Consider the following 17,201-nt stretch of genomic DNA (forward strand, 5'->3'; position numbering starts at 1 on the left):
TGTATCCTTATTGTAAGTAGCCTAATTCATATATAGGAAGCTGTTTATGGAGACTAGGGTCAAAAATAAAATTATTATTTTCATAAAGGCGATTTAAGAGCATTTCATTGCTTATTTCAGTAGTTGGATTTTCTTTTTGTAAAATGCTTTTTAAATATATTAAATAGGAAAGTGCGACTGGTGTTGCATTTGAGCTAGATACTTCATATCCAGTAGGTACTATTGTACCAATATTAAAACTAGAAAATTGAATGGCTCCTTTTCTGTAGCGATAAGGTCTTTCTTTTTCTACAGCGAAATTTATATAAATATCGGTACATAATTTAAAGTTTTTATCTTTCCCTTTTAGAATTCGTATATTATTGCTTCCTTTGATTGGAATAGAATATTGTAGATCATTTGCAAAACCAACGCGAATTCTATTTTTTAAACTCTGACAATCAGAATAATAATTTTCATCATTTTCTGAGTTTATCAAATAATCTGAAGTTGTATTTGACTGTACTAAAATTGCATTCGTATTTGTTGTGATTGGTTTAAGAAAGTTTTCGAAATATGATTTATTTATTTTTGATTTAAATTCACTTGTAATATTTTCGCATTTATTTACGTTCTCTATAAAAGTTAAAGTATTATTTGAATAACCTCTTGAGTAAGAAATAAAGCTTATTTTAAACTTATTTACTTGCTCTATAATATCGTTTGATTGCGCTTTAAACAGTTTATTAATATTTTTTTCTTTGTCTTTAAGGCTCATTATTCTATTGCAAAAAATATTAGTGAATTTATTTTCATTTATATGCATTAAAATAAATTCACTATTGGGGTTGTTATTTGCAAGGTAATTAAAAATCACAGTAGAGTGACCATTATGCTTCTTTCCATCATACTTAAAGTTAATATTTTCAGCCATTTCTTTGAATTTATTGTAGAAAATATTTTGATTTGAAGTTAAAAGCTCTGAAGGAATTTTTCCGTATGCTGGATTTTCGAAGGTTTGTTCTAATATTTCACGTGCAGCTTTAGGCATTTGTATATTTAAAGGATTAGCTTTGAATTGACCGGTGTTTTCATCTTCAAAAATATTTTTTATAACTCTATCTTTATAGCGAGTGTATGCAGCAACCAGCATACCTGGATCATCTATAACCATAATTCTGTAACCTAAACTTTTTTCTCGAGGTTCTACTTCACTGGGTGAAATATCTACAAGTGCGCATTCTGAGTTTTTATCTTGATTTTCTTCATTGCATGGTTGTCTTAAAGATATAAGCTTACTTTGTATAACTGCATTTATTTCATTTGTTAATGCAGGGTTTGGATCTTTCCAATTGTCTTCGCTTTCAAATATAATATTTGATTTTAAATTTGGCTTTGCTTCTTTACAGCTTATTAATGATAAACATGTAGATGCTAATATTACATAAAACTTATTCATATATAAATGAGTCCTTTAAGAGTCTAAAAATTTTGTGAGCAATTCTTTTGCTTTATCTCTTCCTATTTTATCAGCCAGAGAAAAGTAGAGACTCTGGTCATAAATATCTAAAATTTCTTGATTTTTAATTTTTTTAGTAAAGCCAATTTCTTTTAAATGTTCTTCTATATTTTCTGTAAAATGATCTATATTTATTACGGACATGTATCCTCTTAGTAAATCTTCTAAATCTGCTTGCTCTCCTTTTTCTAAAGTTTCTTTATTTTGTAAATTAAGACTTAATTCTTGGATTGTACTTATTAGAGGTTCTTTTTCATGATTGAGTGCAATTTCCTTTAAACCTTGAATTGCAAAAACTCTTGCATAGGCTTGATCTTCTGCACTTAAACGCACGGCAAAATCATTTTCTAAAATTATTTTTTTAAAAATTTTTGTAATATTTTTATTTTGACCGTAGGCATTTAATACTTTGTCACGAAAATTGGAGTCAAATTGTAGTTTTGTGTAATCATCTTTCATATTTTTAATGAAAGTATTTACTTCTTCTAGCTCTTGATCTGAAAATTCACTCATGTTCTTCTGGTCGATTTTATCAGTTTTAGGATTGCTTATTTCTATTTCTTGATTTTTATTTTGATTTATTTCTTCTTTATAAGAAGTATTTATCGTATTTTTTTGCTTAGAATTTTGTAAATTATTTAAAATTAAAGCAACAAAAACCACAATAATTGAAATTAAAAATATTCTATTTTTCATATATTTCCCTAAAATTTATTGCAATAAATTATTGTCTTATTGCAATAGAATTCAACATATTTTTCAAATTATTCTGCCAAGCAAGATCTCCAACAATGAGACCTTCAGCAAAGAGCGTGTGTTCAATATTTGTGTTACCTGATGTAAGAATATTTAGAACTTGTTCTTTTGTTTTAAGATATTCTATTGATTTAATTGAGATAGGTTTGCCATTCGCTTGCACAAGTGAATCAGTTAATTTTACATTTTTTGCTGCGACCATTCGACCATCGGAAAGTAAAATTGCATGTTCCTTTGTTACGGTGAGTTTTAAATTATTTATGGTTTTAAATACTATGAGTGCTTCTTTTTCTGGTCCACTTGAAGTTGAAGTGATATTATATAAGCCAGTTTTTAATTGAGATAATGATGATTCAGGTTTTATACTAGCAACATTATATTTTTTACTTTCAGACGTTATTTTTGAGATTGGAATATAACCAATTTCGTTCGCGAAGTTTTCAAAGCTAAATATGCGAGTGCTGGCTTCGAAGCAGCCACAAGAGCACCAAGCTCGTAAAACATTGAATCTATCACAGACAGGGTAGGAGTTATAAGCAACGAGTGAGTCATATTCTTCTTTAGTTATACAACCAATTTTTAATCCATATTCTCTTTCTGATTGGCATGCCGTACCTTGCATATTTCCAGTACATCTCTCTGATGAAGGCTTATCAATTCTATTTGCATAAGCATTTATAGCGACAGAGAGTGTTGCAAGCATTGTTGTTTTTCTTAAAGAAAAGCGTAGAAAACTTCTTATATTCATAACTGTTTCCTCTCTTTTTATATTGTTTATCCAGACAAATTCACGATTTATATTGTTCCAGAAACAATTTAAACAGATTTTTTTAGTTTGTTAAGAAGAACTAGAATTTGAATATTCAAAAAAATAAATATGTATGTTAGTCTTGAATATTTTTATTTTTTTTATATTTTGGTAAGCAAGTTTATTTGAGTTTTTCGGTAGGAGGATCGTCAATTTAATGACATTTTACTTTTTGTAAAATTGAAATAAAAGTAATTAACCTTATAATGAATTCTGCTTTTTTATTTTTTATAAATACTCTGCTATATTATCTATTTCTTTAAGGGTTCTTTCAAAATCATCAAAAAATATCATCATTGCAACTAAAAATATTTAAAGTAAGTTTTCTTACTTTAAATATTTAAGTTCATAAATTGGCAATTGTTTATGTAAGCTTGGATCAAATATAAAGTTTTTTTGATTGTTTAATCGTTTTAATAGCATCTCATTACTTATTTCCAAACCAGGATTTTCTTTTTGCAAAAGCATTTTTAAATGGATTAGATATGATACAGCGACTGGGGTGGCAAAAGAACTTGCAATTTCAAATTTTGCCGGAGGAGATGTTCCAATATTAAAGTCTGAAAAGTGGATAACACCTTTTCTATAGCGATTAGGTCTTTCCTTTTCTACGGCAAAATTAATATAAATATCTGTACATTTTTTGGCATTTCTTTCAGGCGATTCAAGAATTCGTAAATTATGACTTCCCTCAGATGAGATCGAAAGACTAACATCATTGGCTGTACCAATCCTCACTCTACTTTTTAATTCTTGGCAATCTGAATAAAAATTTTCATCAACCATTGAGGTTATATTATAATTAGAATGTGCATTTGCTTGGACTAAGAGAGCGTTAGACCCTACCGTCAACGGTTTTAAATAATACTCAAAAAATAATCTATTTATATTCGAAATAAATTTATTTGATATACTTTCACATTTATTATCTCGTATTATATTTCTTATTTTTTCATTGGTATATCCTCTTGAAAAAGATATAAAATTTATTTTAAATTGTTTTATTTCATTTATGATTTCTTTGATCTGATTTTTATATAAATTTTTTATATCAATTAACTTTTCATCTTCTGAGAGCTGATTATTGCATAGAGTTTTATTAAATTTATTGTCGTTCGCATAGACCAAAACAAACTGACTCAAAGGAGAATTATTTGCTAAATAATTAAAAATATTAGAACTATGGCCTATAAAAATACCTTTATTGTACATCTCATTAAACTTATCATAAAAAAGATCCATATTTGGTTTTAAAAGCTCAGAAGGCATTTTTTCATAACTTGCGTTTGCAAATGTATCTAATAATATTTCCTTTGCCGCTTTCGGCATTTCTAGAGTTAAATGCGACCCATTAAACTCACCTGTGTGTTCATTTTCAAAAATATTTTTTAACACTCTATTTCTATATCTGGTATATGCTGCTGCTTTCATGCCATAGTCATCAATGATCATAATTCGATATCCAAGGCTACTTTTCTTTGGCTCTGCTGCACCGGCAGTAATTTTTATTGGTGCACAGTTGGAGTCTATTTTTGCATTTTCCTGTGTGCACGCCTGAAAAGGATTCATTTTACTTTGCAGAAATACATTGACTTCATTTGTAAGAGAAGGGTTTGGGTCACTCCAGTTGTCTTCTGTTTCAAATGTATTTGTGCTTGTTAAATATTTTTTTACTGGAGCGCAGCTAAATATTACAATTGATAATATTATTATGTGCATATTAATTAAAAATATACTTTTAAAGTAAAAATGACGCAATAATTTTTTTTTCATAATATCCACACACAAGGTTTAAACTATTTTTCTGACAATATTTAAATTATTTAAAAGTAAATACAAGCTTAAATTGTTTTGTCCAAAAATTATTTATTTTCATAACTAAAAGCATAAATATTTATGAATCACTTGAATATAAATATATGTATACATTTTTGGTAAGCATGTTTTCTGGTTTTTAATTTTTAAATTAAGTCAAAAATTTGACATTTTACTTTTTATAGATTTTATTTAAAAGTAATTAACCTTATAATGAATTCTATTTTTTTTATTTTTTATAAATACTCTGCTATATAATCTATTTCTTTAAGGGTTCTTTCAAAATCATCAAAAAATATCATCATTGCAACTTCATTTTCACTTAATAACTTTTCTTCATTTAATAGTAATATATTTTCTTCTCCTTCAAGATCCTTTTCAATAGCTCTCACTGTTTCTCTAGATCTTTTTGATGTGCTTCTTGCAAGAGATATTATTGTCTCTTTTCTATTTAAGTTTTTATTAATATTGAGCTGATCAGCTACATCTTCGACACTTAGGTCTCCTTTTGCACTAAATCCAGTTGGCGTCAACGTTGCTGAATAATCAAAAAGACTTCCTGAGAATTTAAATCCTGGATATTCTCCTAATCTTTTAAACCATTCTTTTTTCTCTAAAAAACCATTCCAAAATTTCAATGTGGGTAAATATGTATAGACAACTACTTTTAAATCACCATAGAGTGCATTTACATCTGTTTTTCCGATTATATTTAATTTGAAATAAAGTGTGTCATTGTATTCAACGAGTGCATTGGCAGCAACTCGAGTGTCAATTGCTATTAGTAAAATACGTCCTTGCACTCCAACTCCTGCAATGAGGATGTCAACCGCTGCCGCACCATACGCATCAATAGATGCATAATGCTGAAGGTAACTTTGCATTTGAAGTGGTCTGCTATCTAATCCCCACTTCATAGTGTTATTTCCACGAATTCCTAACGTTAATTTAATAGGAATGGGACCTAGCAAAAAATGAGTAGACTTTTCAAAATTCAAAGGTGAATTAAAAAGATCTGTTTCCTTAGCATATGCACTTGATTTTAATTCTTCACTAAAAGCAAATAAAGTACTTCCAAAAACGTTCGCAGAAATATTAAGATGCCCTATTCCTGTTCCAGGAGAATTCGCTTTTGCTACTGCACTGACAACGCTGCCATGCCATAATCCTAAAAGAGCGGCATCTATCCCAGCATATGCCGTGCTTGCCACTTCTAATTGACTCGCTTTAACCCCGTATCCAGCACTCCCACCAATAAAAAATTTTGAGATCTCTCCCTTTTCAAACACCCAATTTTTTTCTTTTTCAAATAATGACATATTTACTTTTTTTAGTAATGGTCTAGGTACGTCAAAAGCTTTTACATTAGAAATATATTCATCATATTTATTAGCATCTCTATGCTTAATTAAATCTTTAAATTGGGGATAATTTTTATTTTGCTCATCAGATAATGATTTTACTTTTTTCTTCCAGTCCTCATAGTTTAGTACCTCATTAACAGGTTCTTGAATTAAATTTTTATTAATAATAGATTTTTGATTTTCTAATAGTTTTAAACAAGAATCAAGTGAACTTAAATTATAACTTCCTGTAGAATCACGCAGTGAGTATCCCCATTGATTTAATGAAAATTCAATAGAATTAATTTGTTCATAAAAATCTTTTGCTTTAACACTATATTTTTTTCCATTTCGATCCAATGCGGTCATAATATCATCAGGGGATAATAATTTTCCTGATTCGGTATCACTTATTCTAAATGGAACAAATGGTATGGCAGGCCGTCTATAATCAATGTATCCATCTGTACAAAGATTTAATGAGAATGCTTGGTTATAGAAGAAAAGCATCGAAAAAAAGTAAAAATATAATTTCTTCATTTTTTAAACTCTTCATATATTCTATTCATTTTATATTCAATAAATGAAGTTTCTTTTTCATTGAATTTTGTAAATTCTTCATATTTTATTGAATTTATGATTGAAAGTTCATTGCAATGAATAATATTTATGTATTCATTGCAATTAATAAGGATGTTTTTATTAATATATTGTATTAAATTTAATGTATAGTCATAAATTTTTTTATGCTTTCTTTTAAATCTTATGAAAGTGTCATATGATTTGCTGCAGATTTCTTTAATTCTATTTAGATTGTATGTATAATTATTAATGTTTATCTTTATGAATTTATTTCTTAATTCGGTATGAGTTTTTGAGCATGAAACTAGATTTCTTTCAGATAAATGAAGTGCACTAAAATATTGATATTTTGAGATGTGTTCCTCCATTTTTCTTTCATTAATTTCAAGTTTTGAAATTAATGGATTTAATTCTTTTGATGCATTTATTAAAATATAGAATTCATGTAGAGTTTTATTTGGGTTTTCACTTCTGATTTTAGATAACTCTATTATTATTTTTGAAAGAATTGATTTATGTCCCATTGTGTTAATTTTATCTATTTGTCTTAGATAATGTATGGAATTATTTTTATACATACTGATTGAGTTTTTTAAAGAATTTTGGCTTATATCTATTTGATTTAGATAGTAAGTGAATTCCGAAAGTGATTTTTTATTGTAATCATTTGAATTTTTTATTGTCATTAAAGAATTTTCAGAATTATTAATAATTTGATTTAGTGCTATTTTAAGTTTTTCAGACTCAATGCTTTGCATTGATAAAAAATCTTGCAGTTGTGTTGAGAATGAGTAAATATCATTTATATTTTTAATTTCAATGTTCTTAATATAGTTTTCCCAATTATTTATCCATTTTTTTAATTTCCTTTGATGTGTTATAAATTTTTGAGAAATTCCATTTCTTCCATATAGATTATGCTTTCTAACAAGAATAAGTCTTCCGTAGTTTTCTGACATATTATTTATTTCAGAAAATTCATTAATATAAATTTTTTCTTTCTCGTCTAGATTTTCATTGTTAATTGACTCTTCATTTGCATGTAAGTATGAAAATTGAAAAATATTAAAAATAAATATTAATATTATTTTCAAAATATATCTCCTTATTTTATTTTTTCTTTAATTTAAGATTATGTCCAGTTTAGTTTTATTTTAAATTAAATTGTATTGCAATATTTTTTTTAAATATTTTGATTTTTTTTGTGGATTTAATAGATGGTAAAAAATTGGGTAGGAATATTTTGAATTTTTAAATAAAAAAAAGCCTCTCGTTAAAAGAGAGGAGAAACAAAAGTTACTTCTTTAAAATTTAAGCAATTTGCTTTGCAGTTGCGTATTGTTTATTAATGATAGTCGTTCTTCAATTAAAGAACGCTCATGTTCTACATGTTCTTTAATACATTCGTTCTTTGTGAGTGCTAAGGTTTCTTCATATAATTTTTTGGCTTTTTCGATTTCTTTACGTGCTTCGTAAACGTTAGCTAAGTGGTACTGAGATATAATAATACCCTCTTCATCTTCCATATTTTTTCGGATTTCTATAGAACGCAGAAACTTGATTTCTGCAGCATTATAATCACTTTTATCCATTGAATGAATTCCAAGTTCATGTTCAAATGCAGCTTCCCAGTCTTCAAAATTGCTTGCTTTTGCAATCTCTAGGCCTTTTGTAATAAATGCAACATATTCTTTTTCATTCTGAGCTTGTTCAGCGGAAAGTGCAGCATTGTAATAAGCTTCAAGAGTTTCAGAAGTGTCTTCTTCTTGCTCTAATGATTTTATAACCTCTTTCCATAAGGGGATTGATTTAGCGTGTTCACTAATAATTCCATAGGCAAGTGCTAAATGGTGTTTTGTAGAAAAAATATTTTCAGAATCAACATTATGTTTATCTGAGCTGAGTCTTAAAAATATGATTTCCAATATTGGAACAGCTTTTCCGTAAATTTCTTCTGAAAGAAAGCTATTTACGAGTTCAATAAGTTCATCAACTGATTTTTTTGAGAATTCTATTATTTCGGCATCAGAATACGAATATCTGTTGTAGCGTTCATGCGGCTCGTTAGAGTGATGGTGGTGATCATGTCCATGGCTGCATTTGCCATGTTCATGGGCGCATGTATTTTGATCGTGATCATGGTTATTGTGTTCATGTTCATGATTACACTTACCATGTTCGTGATGATGATGCTTATTTGCTGCGTCTTTGTGTTCACTTTTGTGATTTGTCATTCTCAAAAATCCTCTGTAGTCTGCTTAAGAAAAGGCGATTTAAACCCTCAAAAACAGCTTACTGCAACTTGTGGGAGCTTGCTAGAACTCTTTCTATACTGAAAGGAGTGATTGCAGTTATATGTGGTTTAAAATATTATAATAGTTATTATTACAATGTTTTATCTCTATTTTGATAGACTTTTCTCATATTTAGGGGCTAACTTACCGAAAAGTGAATTCGTAGAAAAGTTCATATACTGTATTGGGATATTAATTATTTTATAAAGGAAAACAAATGCTTAGGCGTGTTTTTAAAATATTTATATACTATACAAGAGAAAAGTATGAACAATTCTTGCTTTCTAAAATAAAAAAATTATTTGTTTTTTTATTTATTTTCATTACTATTTTAGCATTTTATAAACTTTATAAGATTGAAAAATCATTACCAAGTGTTGAAAAGTTGGCAAATTATGAGCCTGCTCTCCCAACAGTTTTATACAGTCAAGATGGAATTAAAATTGCTGAACTTTTTCAAGAAAGACGCTATCCCGTTCTGTTAACTGAAGTTACTCCATTTCTTAAAAATGCATTTATTGCAGCTGAAGACGCTGATTTTTATTCTCATAAAGGTCTTGATTTTAAAGGATTTTTTAGGGCTTTCTATCATTTCATTACTTTTTCAAATCAAAAACAGGGTGGAAGCACTATCACTCAGCAGTTAGCAAAAAATGTTTTGCTCACTAAAGAAAGAACGATCACACGAAAAATTAAAGATATTTTAATGGCTCGTAAAATTGAAGAATCATTTAGTAAAGATAAAATATTAGAGTTATATTTAAATAATATTTATCTTGGAAATGGTGCATATGGTATTGAAGCTGCGTCGGAAAATTATTTTAGAAAATCAAATATAAAACTTTCACTAGCACAAGCAGCTCTGATCGCTGGGCTCACTCCAGCTCCGTCTGCTTACGATCCCACTGATAATTTAGAAGTAGCCAAAATTAGACAGACTTATGTTTTAGATAGAATGTTAAAAAGAGAGATGATAACTCAAAGTCAATACGATAGAGCTATTAAAGAGAAAATTACTGTTTATAAAGCTGAGTCTCCGAATAATAAAGTAGCCCCTTATTTCGTTGCAGAAGTAAAAAAGCAATTGGTAAATCAGCTTGAAATTGAAAATATCGAAACAAGTGGTTTGACTATTTACACAACTCTTCATTCAAAAATTCAAATTGCGGCTCAAACAGGGGTTCAGAATTTCTCAAAGCAGTATGAGGGGAGAAAAAGTTTTAAAGGTGCTATTAAACGGCATGGTGAAGATATTCATGACACTATTTTAAAACTTATCAATGTACCACTTAAAGAAATCGATAATGAAATAGCAATAGTAACAAGTATTGATGATGAACTTCGCTCTGTGGGCGTTGTCACACAAAAAGGTATTGGCGTGCTTTTAGCTGAAGATATTTCATGGGCGTTACATGCTGGACGTAGCAAAGAAACCGACTTAGAAAGTTTGAATTACATTTTAAAAGTGGGTGATGAAATTCATGTACAAAAAGTCAAGGGCGATATTCCTGCACGGGTGACGGACAACCGTAAATTTGTAACTAAATTACAATCGCATTTAAAGAAATTTAATATAACTGTTAGCAATAGAATGACTCGATACACGTTAACAGATTCTGTCGGAATTGAAGCGGCTTCAATGGTGATGGATGCAAAAACTGGTGAAGTTCTTGCTATGGTTGGCGGCGAAAATTTTATTCAAAGTCAATTTAACCGTGCAACCCAAGCTGAAAGACAAGTGGGTAGCAGCGTAAAACCACTTTATTATTCTTATGCAATAGACAATGGATTTAGTCCTGCATCTTTAATTGACAGCCCACAAATTGATATAGATGGGTGGCAACCTGAAAATTATGAAGGTGAAGAAACAGGACGTGTTACGTTAAGGCATTCTCTTACAATGAGCTTAAATATTCCGAGTATATTTTTATTTCATACAGTAGGTGCTACAAAAATATCAAAGCAATTAAATCGATTTGGCTTTAGTTGGCCTTCTTCTGATCTTAGCCTTGCACTGGGGTCTGGTTCAACTTCGCTTTTAAAAATGGTGCAAGCTTATTCTGTTTTTGCGAATCAAGGTAAATTAGCTCAAGCTTATTATATACAAGAAGTTGTTGATAGAAAAGGAAATATAATATACACAGCACGTGATAAAAAGATTTATGCAAGCCCAGTAACGCCTCAATTTGTGGAAGATGCTCCTTATTTACCAGGAAAAGTTTCAAATAGACAAGAGGATCCTTCTTCCTTGCAAATGATTTCACCTCAGGCGGCTTTTGTTACTTTAGACCTGTTAAGAGCTGTCGTTCACTCAGGAACGGGACAAGCTGTTTTAGGGGTATCTCCTTATGTTGGGGGCAAAACAGGAACAACCAATGGCAATACAGATGCGTGGTTCATGGGTGTTGCTTCTCAGCTTGTCGCAGGAGTTTGGATTGGGTATGATGATAGTTCCAAAACTTTAGGTGGCGGAGGGACAGGGGCAGGAATGGCTGCTCCTATTTGGAAAAGCATGATGCAAACTGCTGTTAAAGTTTATCCACAGCTTGATTCTAATAGACCAAATGGTGTGCATGAAATTAGGGTTGATAGGGATACAGGAGAGTATTCAGCAGCACCAAATTCAATATATGTTTATGTAATTGATGGAACAGAACCAGGCGGGATTTATTCAAAAAATGCTTTTGAAGATGCACAAAGCGAACTTCTTAACAATTCGCATTTACAAACAAAACCTGATAAAGAAGGTGAACTTCCAGAGGGCGTCCCAAATCCAAGTACATCTGGAAGCATAAAATATAAATCAGATAAGTATTAATGACATTTAAAATAAAATAATTCAATAAATTGAGATTTAAAAAATTTTGTTTTAATAAATATCATAAAGTTAAAAAATACTCTTAATGTTTTATGGAGGAAACATGTTTAGAGAAGCATTATTTGATAGCAAAGCTGCAGCTTTTGGATATATACCACTCGCCATGGCTTTTGGAATGCTCTTTCAGAGTTTACAAATACATTGGATTTTTTCAATTTTAATGAGCTTTTTTGTTTATGCGGGTTCTGCACAATTTATTGCAATTCCTTTGCTTGCAAATCATGCTTCCCTATTGAGTCTTTCCATTGCTACATTTTTAGTAAATATGCGGCATTTATTTTATGGCTTAGCATTTTTAGATAAATTTAAATTTAATAAGTTTTTAAAAGGGTATCTTATTTTTGGATTAACAGATGAATCTTATGCAATTATTTGTGCAAAGAAAAAGTATGATAATAAGTGGTATGAGTTTTATATTGTCTTCTTTTGTCATTTGTATTGGGTTTTAGGGACAGTGCTAGGTGTTATTTTATATAAAAATCTAGTTGGGATAAATTTTAATTTTCTTTTTTTCTCGTTAGTCACTTTATTTGCAATTCTTACGGTAGATGCGTTTAAATTTACTCGAAATTATTTCGCACTTATTGTTGGGGTTTTATCCTATTTTATTTTTAGATATCTTGAAGTTAAAGAATATCTATTTTTTAGCATGCTTTTGAGTTTTATTATAATTTTTATTCGAACTTACAAAACTGAAAATATGGGGAAGAAAAATGTTTTTGGATAATAATTTATATATTATTTATGCAATAATAATTATGTCAGTTGTAACATATTTAACTCGCATAATTCCTTTTGCTTTTTTTCAGTATTTAAATAACCCAATATTAAGACAAACTGGAAAACAGCTTCCAGTTTGTCTTATGGCAATCTTAACTTTATATTCAATTGACTCATTAAAAGATTTTGATAACCATTATTTTATAAATGGTTGGATTGCTTGTTTGGTTACCATAGGGTTATATTTGGGGTTAAAATCAATTTTAACCAGTATGGTTATTGGAACAATCGTTTATTATTTACTACTAAATAAAATTATTGCGTTCTAAATGGAATAATTCTTTTGTATGAGAGAAAAAAGTTCAGGAAATACATCTTTGCTTGCCGCAATAATTCCTTTATCGTTGAGTGGACAAAATTCTTCTCCTTTATAATTTGTCACGACTCCTCCTGCTTCTAAAATGATTAAGGCGCCTGCGGCCATGTCCCAAGGAGCCAAAGGAGTTTCGTAAAATCCTTGAAAAATATTATTTGCAGTGAGCGCTAAATCAAGAGCTGCCGCGCCATTTATTCGAAGTCCTAGTGATTTATTTTGAATTGCAGCTATTGTATTTACTAATGGAATGAGATCTTTTTCTTTATTAGAACTGAAGCCAGTTGCAATACTTGCTAATTTAAAATTATTAAAATCGTTCATTGTTATTTTTTTGCCATTTAAAAATGTGCCTTTTCTTTTTTCTGAAATAAATAATAATTGAGTAGTGGGTTGGTAAATAGCTCCAATAATTGCATGAAATCTATTTTCGACAACGTGTCCAAAAGCAATTGAGATACAATAATATGGATTTCCCTTAGAAAAGTTTGTGGTTCCATCAAGAGGATCGATTATCCAAATTGGCTGGATCTTTTCTTCATTTTTTTGTGAAAATTTTTCTAGGCCCGACTCTTCTGCCAGAATAAAATGAGTTTGAAATTTTTCATGAATTTTCTTTTTAAGAAAACTTTCTGAAGCATAATCAGCATCTGTCACAATGCCCTGATTTTCTGTTTTCTCATGGACAACAAAATTTTTTTGGAAATATTTTAAGGTTATTGTTCCTGCTTCTTGAATTAGGGATTCAAGGAATTTTCTGGTTGGTTCATGTTCCGACATAAAAAACTTACCTCCGAATTCTTTGTAGTTTCTCTCCGTCCATATCCATGATAGCTTCAACGGATGAGCTCCATGTGGTGAGCTTTGATGAATCGATGTACAATATCCGATTCCATCTAAACAACAAATTGAATTTGGTTATAAAGGCTTATAAAATGCACTGGTCTATTTTCACCATCATTGGTGCTCTTATAGGTTTACTAGGAGGTGCTCTTCTCGCTAAACTCTTTGCAATACGCTCTCTTACAAGCCTCGGAGAAATTCCTGTTAAAGAGAATATGGATGCAATCTTAAAAAGCGCTGAAGCTCAGAGAAATATGATTCTTGAAGAAGCTCTTTTAGCTACAAGAGAGCAGTATCAAGCTGACGCAAACCGCCTTGAAAGTGAACGAGAACTTGTTTTTGGAATGCAGGAAAGTTTTGAACAAGAACTGAATGAAAAGCAGTCCGAAGTTGATAAGTTGGCAAATGAGATCGATAAAAAAGAAGAAAATAGTAATATAAAAAAGCTTGAACTTGAAAAAACGAGAGAAGAACTTATTGCAAAAGAACAGCAGAATATTGAGATGCAAAAGAGCCTCTTAAATCACCTTGAAAATAAGATAGGTAGAAATAAATCAGAACTTTATCATGATATGCGTGAAGAACTTATTAATAGCGAAAAACTTGGCATAACCCGTTGGCTTATGGAAAATCAAGAGGCTCTTAAAGTTGATGCGCAAAAATTTGCGCGCAATTCATTAAATTCTGTATATTTAAGGTATCAGCCAAGTTTTATTTGGCCAAAATCATCTTTTATTGTTCAAGTAAACTCTAAAGAACTTTTACAAAAACATTTTCATGAAGAGTCTCAGATTATTACTTCTCTTATAACAAACACAGATTCTTCAATTAGTGTTTTGACAATTAATGATGAACTTCCTTCAATGCTTAAGATTTCGGGTGGAGCAGGAGTTGATAAAGAAGTTATTCGTCTTACTCTTGAAGAGATGATTGCAAAAGAAATCTTTAATGAAGATAAAATAAGGCCCATTTTTGATAAGTATAAGAGAAATATTGATCGACATATATTAAAAATTGGCGAAGAAGCAATTAAACATCTTGACATAACTCCAAATATTCATCCTGAAATATTGAAGCTAATTGGTTCTCTGAATTACAGAACAAGTCATAGGCAAAATCAGTATCATCATTCTATTGAGGTAGCTCGACTTGCTGGTATGATTGCTGAAGAAGTAGGTGTGAGTTCTATAATTGCAAAAAGAGCAGGTATTCTTCATGATATAGGTAAAGCTCTTGATTATAAAATCGAAGGCAGTCATGCTGTTATTAGCGGCGATTATGCGACGCGATTTGGGGAAACTGAAGAAGTTGTTGATACTGTTCTTGCTCATCATGATGATAAAATTGTTGAAACTCCTTATGCTTATATTTTAAAGGCAGCTGATGCTATGTCTGGCGCAAGACCAGGGGCCCGCGTAGATATGGAAGAGGGTTACCACCGGCGCATTGATGGAATTTCAGGAGTCGTTAATAGTTTTCAAGAATTTGGGGTTACAGGCTCAGCAATTATGCATGCGGGGCGTGAGGTCCATGTCTTTGTTGATAACAATAAAGTAAAGCAAAAAGATATATCCGGATTAGCTGAAGGGATTGCAAAAAAATTAGAATCTGAAGTTGAATTTCCAGGACAAATTAGAGTGACTGTTATTCGTAGGACAGAAATCACTGAGGTTGCCTAAACTTTGCATTTAAATAAGGTTCAGCTAATAATAAGGCAAAAGCAGATATTACATTTGTAATTTGTCCCGTGCGAACCATTTGTAAGGACTCTTTAAAATCAATTAAATGTAATTTAATTTTTTCAAAAGGATCATTGTGCTCTGTTGGTTTTGATAAAGGCATGACGTCAAAAGCAATAAAGTATGTTACTTTATTGCTTTGAATTGCTGCATTGGGAGAATAACCTGGTAGAGATAATATTCTTTGCGAAGTGAGTCCTGTTTCTTCTTCGAGTTCTCGGACAGCTGCTAAAGTAACATCTTTTTCATGTTTTTCTACAGCACCACCAGGAACTTCTAAGGTAAATGAATTGGTGCCAAAGCGATGTTGCTCAACCAGAACAACTTGTCCTGTAGCTGTTACAGGCACAACATTTACCCAATTTGCACAATCTAAAGTATAAACTTTAAGCGAATGTGTTTTATCATTCGTCTGTGCTAACCTTTCTTTGACGCGTAGAATACTGCACTGAAATGCAGTTTTTTCTTCGCTTAAAAGAAAGGGCTCTAGGGTTGTATTGTCGTTAGACATAACGTTTTGCCATAGAATCAAGCGGAATGGCTTTAATTTTTGAAGCTTGTCCAGCTTGACCAAATTCAACCATACGTTGTGCAACGACTTTTTTCATAGCTTCACGTGCAGGTACCATAAGTTTTCTTAAATCAAACTCAGTTGGGTTGGTGGAGAGAACTTTGCGAATTGCAGCAGTCATTGCAAGACGGTTGTCGGTATCAACATTGATTTTGCGAACGCCGTTGCGAATTCCTTCTTGAATTTCTTCAACAGGAACTCCCCAAGTTTCTTTCATTTCTCCGCCATATTTACGAAATTCAGCTTGAAGATCTTGTGGAACAGAGCTTGAGCCGTGCATAACAAGGTGAGTGTTTGGAAGACGTTTATGGATTTCGCGAATGCGGTCAATGGCAAGTGTTTTACCGTCTGGTTTTTTTGTGAATTTATAAGCTCCATGGCTTGTACCAATGGCAATTGCTAAAGCATCTACTTTTGTCAATTCAACAAATTGAGCAGCTTCATTTGGATCCGTTAGTAGTTGATCTTTAGAAAGTGTGCCTTCAAAGCCGTGACCATCTTCTTTTTCACCTTTACCCGTTTCAAGAGAGCCGAGGCAACCAAGTTCACCTTCAACTGAAATCCCCATAGCATGTGCAATTCTAACTACATCTGCGGTGATTTTAACATTGTATTCAAAGTCAGCTGGGGTTTTGGCATCTTCTTTAAGGCTTCCGTCCATCATAACGCTTGTGAAGCCATTGCGAATTGCAGAAAGGCATGTTTGCATGCTATTACCATGGTCTTGATGCATGACAACTGGTATTTCTGGGTAAAGTTCAACAGCGCCTAATATAAGATGACGTAGAAAGACATCATTTGTATAATTACGTGCACCACGACTTGCTTGTAAAATAACAGGACTGTTAGTTTCTTTTGCGGCTTCCATAATTGCTTGAACCTGCTCGAGGTTATTAACATTAAATGCAGCAACTCCATAACTATTTTCAGCTGCGTGATCGAGAAGTTGACGTAAAGAAATAAGAGCCATGAAAAATCTCC

General features: G+C 31.0%; 14 protein-coding genes. 4 read left to right on the forward strand and 10 right to left on the reverse strand.

What is annotated here, in order from left to right:
• Window positions 1-7 precede the first annotated feature (7 nt).
• From GCL57_RS09780 to GCL57_RS09810, 7 genes are all read right to left on the reverse strand, one after another.
• Complete coding sequence (locus tag GCL57_RS09780) at window positions 8-1,438, reverse strand: hypothetical protein (protein WP_152213162.1); 1,431 nt, start codon at window positions 1,436-1,438, stop codon at window positions 8-10.
• A gap of 15 nt (window positions 1,439-1,453) precedes the next feature.
• A complete protein-coding gene (locus tag GCL57_RS09785) occupies window positions 1,454-2,194 on the reverse strand; it encodes a hypothetical protein (protein ID WP_152213163.1) in 741 nt (246 codons plus the stop codon).
• Window positions 2,195-2,222: 28 nt separating this feature from the next.
• Complete coding sequence (locus GCL57_RS09790; protein ID WP_152213164.1) at window positions 2,223-3,002, reverse strand: hypothetical protein; 780 nt, start codon at window positions 3,000-3,002, stop codon at window positions 2,223-2,225.
• Window positions 3,003-3,389: 387 nt separating this feature from the next.
• Window positions 3,390-4,835, reverse strand: a complete 1,446-nt coding sequence (locus tag GCL57_RS09795; RefSeq protein WP_152213165.1) for a hypothetical protein — start codon at window positions 4,833-4,835, stop codon at window positions 3,390-3,392.
• A gap of 278 nt (window positions 4,836-5,113) precedes the next feature.
• On the reverse strand, window positions 5,114-6,760 hold the full coding sequence (locus tag GCL57_RS09800; protein ID WP_152213166.1) for a hypothetical protein: 1,647 nt from the start codon (window positions 6,758-6,760) through the stop codon (window positions 5,114-5,116).
• Window positions 6,757-7,896 carry a hypothetical protein gene (locus GCL57_RS09805; protein ID WP_152213167.1) on the reverse strand — a complete coding sequence of 380 codons (1,140 nt, stop codon included), beginning with the start codon at window positions 7,894-7,896 and terminating at the stop codon, window positions 6,757-6,759. The genes GCL57_RS09800 and GCL57_RS09805 overlap by 4 nt, the downstream gene beginning before the upstream one ends.
• A 210-nt stretch (window positions 7,897-8,106) precedes the next feature.
• On the reverse strand, window positions 8,107-9,036 hold the full coding sequence (locus GCL57_RS09810) for a tetratricopeptide repeat protein (protein ID WP_152213168.1): 930 nt from the start codon (window positions 9,034-9,036) through the stop codon (window positions 8,107-8,109).
• Between the two features lie 277 nt (window positions 9,037-9,313).
• Here GCL57_RS09810 and GCL57_RS09815 point away from each other — a divergent pair, with 277 nt between their 5' ends.
• The 3 genes from GCL57_RS09815 (at window position 9,314) to GCL57_RS09825 (ending at window position 13,023) form a co-directional block, all read left to right on the forward strand.
• Window positions 9,314-11,914 (forward strand): penicillin-binding protein 1A, encoded by a 2,601-nt coding sequence (locus GCL57_RS09815; protein WP_152213169.1) that lies wholly within the window; start codon window positions 9,314-9,316, stop codon window positions 11,912-11,914.
• 103 nt (window positions 11,915-12,017) lie between these two features.
• Entirely contained in the window at window positions 12,018-12,701 is a 684-nt protein-coding gene (locus GCL57_RS09820; protein ID WP_161597692.1) for an AzlC family ABC transporter permease, read from the forward strand.
• Window positions 12,688-13,023: a branched-chain amino acid transporter permease gene (locus GCL57_RS09825; protein ID WP_152213171.1), complete on the forward strand. Its 336-nt coding sequence runs from the start codon at window positions 12,688-12,690 to the stop codon at window positions 13,021-13,023. The genes GCL57_RS09820 and GCL57_RS09825 overlap by 14 nt, the downstream gene beginning before the upstream one ends.
• On the opposite strand, the gene GCL57_RS09830 is transcribed toward GCL57_RS09825, so the two are convergent.
• Window positions 13,020-13,847, reverse strand: a complete 828-nt coding sequence (locus GCL57_RS09830) for an inositol monophosphatase family protein (RefSeq protein WP_152213172.1) — start codon at window positions 13,845-13,847, stop codon at window positions 13,020-13,022. The two genes, GCL57_RS09825 and GCL57_RS09830, sit on opposite strands and share 4 nt — an antisense overlap.
• A 155-nt stretch (window positions 13,848-14,002) precedes the next feature.
• Here GCL57_RS09830 and GCL57_RS09835 point away from each other — a divergent pair, with 155 nt between their 5' ends.
• Window positions 14,003-15,589, forward strand: a complete 1,587-nt coding sequence (locus tag GCL57_RS09835) for an HDIG domain-containing metalloprotein (RefSeq protein WP_161597693.1) — start codon at window positions 14,003-14,005, stop codon at window positions 15,587-15,589.
• Here the strand turns inward: GCL57_RS09835 and GCL57_RS09840 are convergent.
• Window positions 15,573-16,160, reverse strand: a complete 588-nt coding sequence (locus GCL57_RS09840; RefSeq protein ID WP_152213174.1) for an NUDIX hydrolase — start codon at window positions 16,158-16,160, stop codon at window positions 15,573-15,575. The two genes, GCL57_RS09835 and GCL57_RS09840, sit on opposite strands and share 17 nt — an antisense overlap.
• Window positions 16,153-17,190, reverse strand: coding sequence for a class II fructose-bisphosphate aldolase (fba, locus tag GCL57_RS09845; RefSeq protein WP_152213175.1), 1,038 nt, complete (start codon window positions 17,188-17,190; stop codon window positions 16,153-16,155). The genes GCL57_RS09840 and fba overlap by 8 nt, the downstream gene beginning before the upstream one ends.
• Window positions 17,191-17,201 lie beyond the last annotated feature (11 nt).

The organism is Fluviispira multicolorata, from assembly GCF_009208585.1.
Classification (GTDB): domain Bacteria; phylum Bdellovibrionota_B; class Oligoflexia; order Silvanigrellales; family Silvanigrellaceae; genus Silvanigrella; species Silvanigrella multicolorata.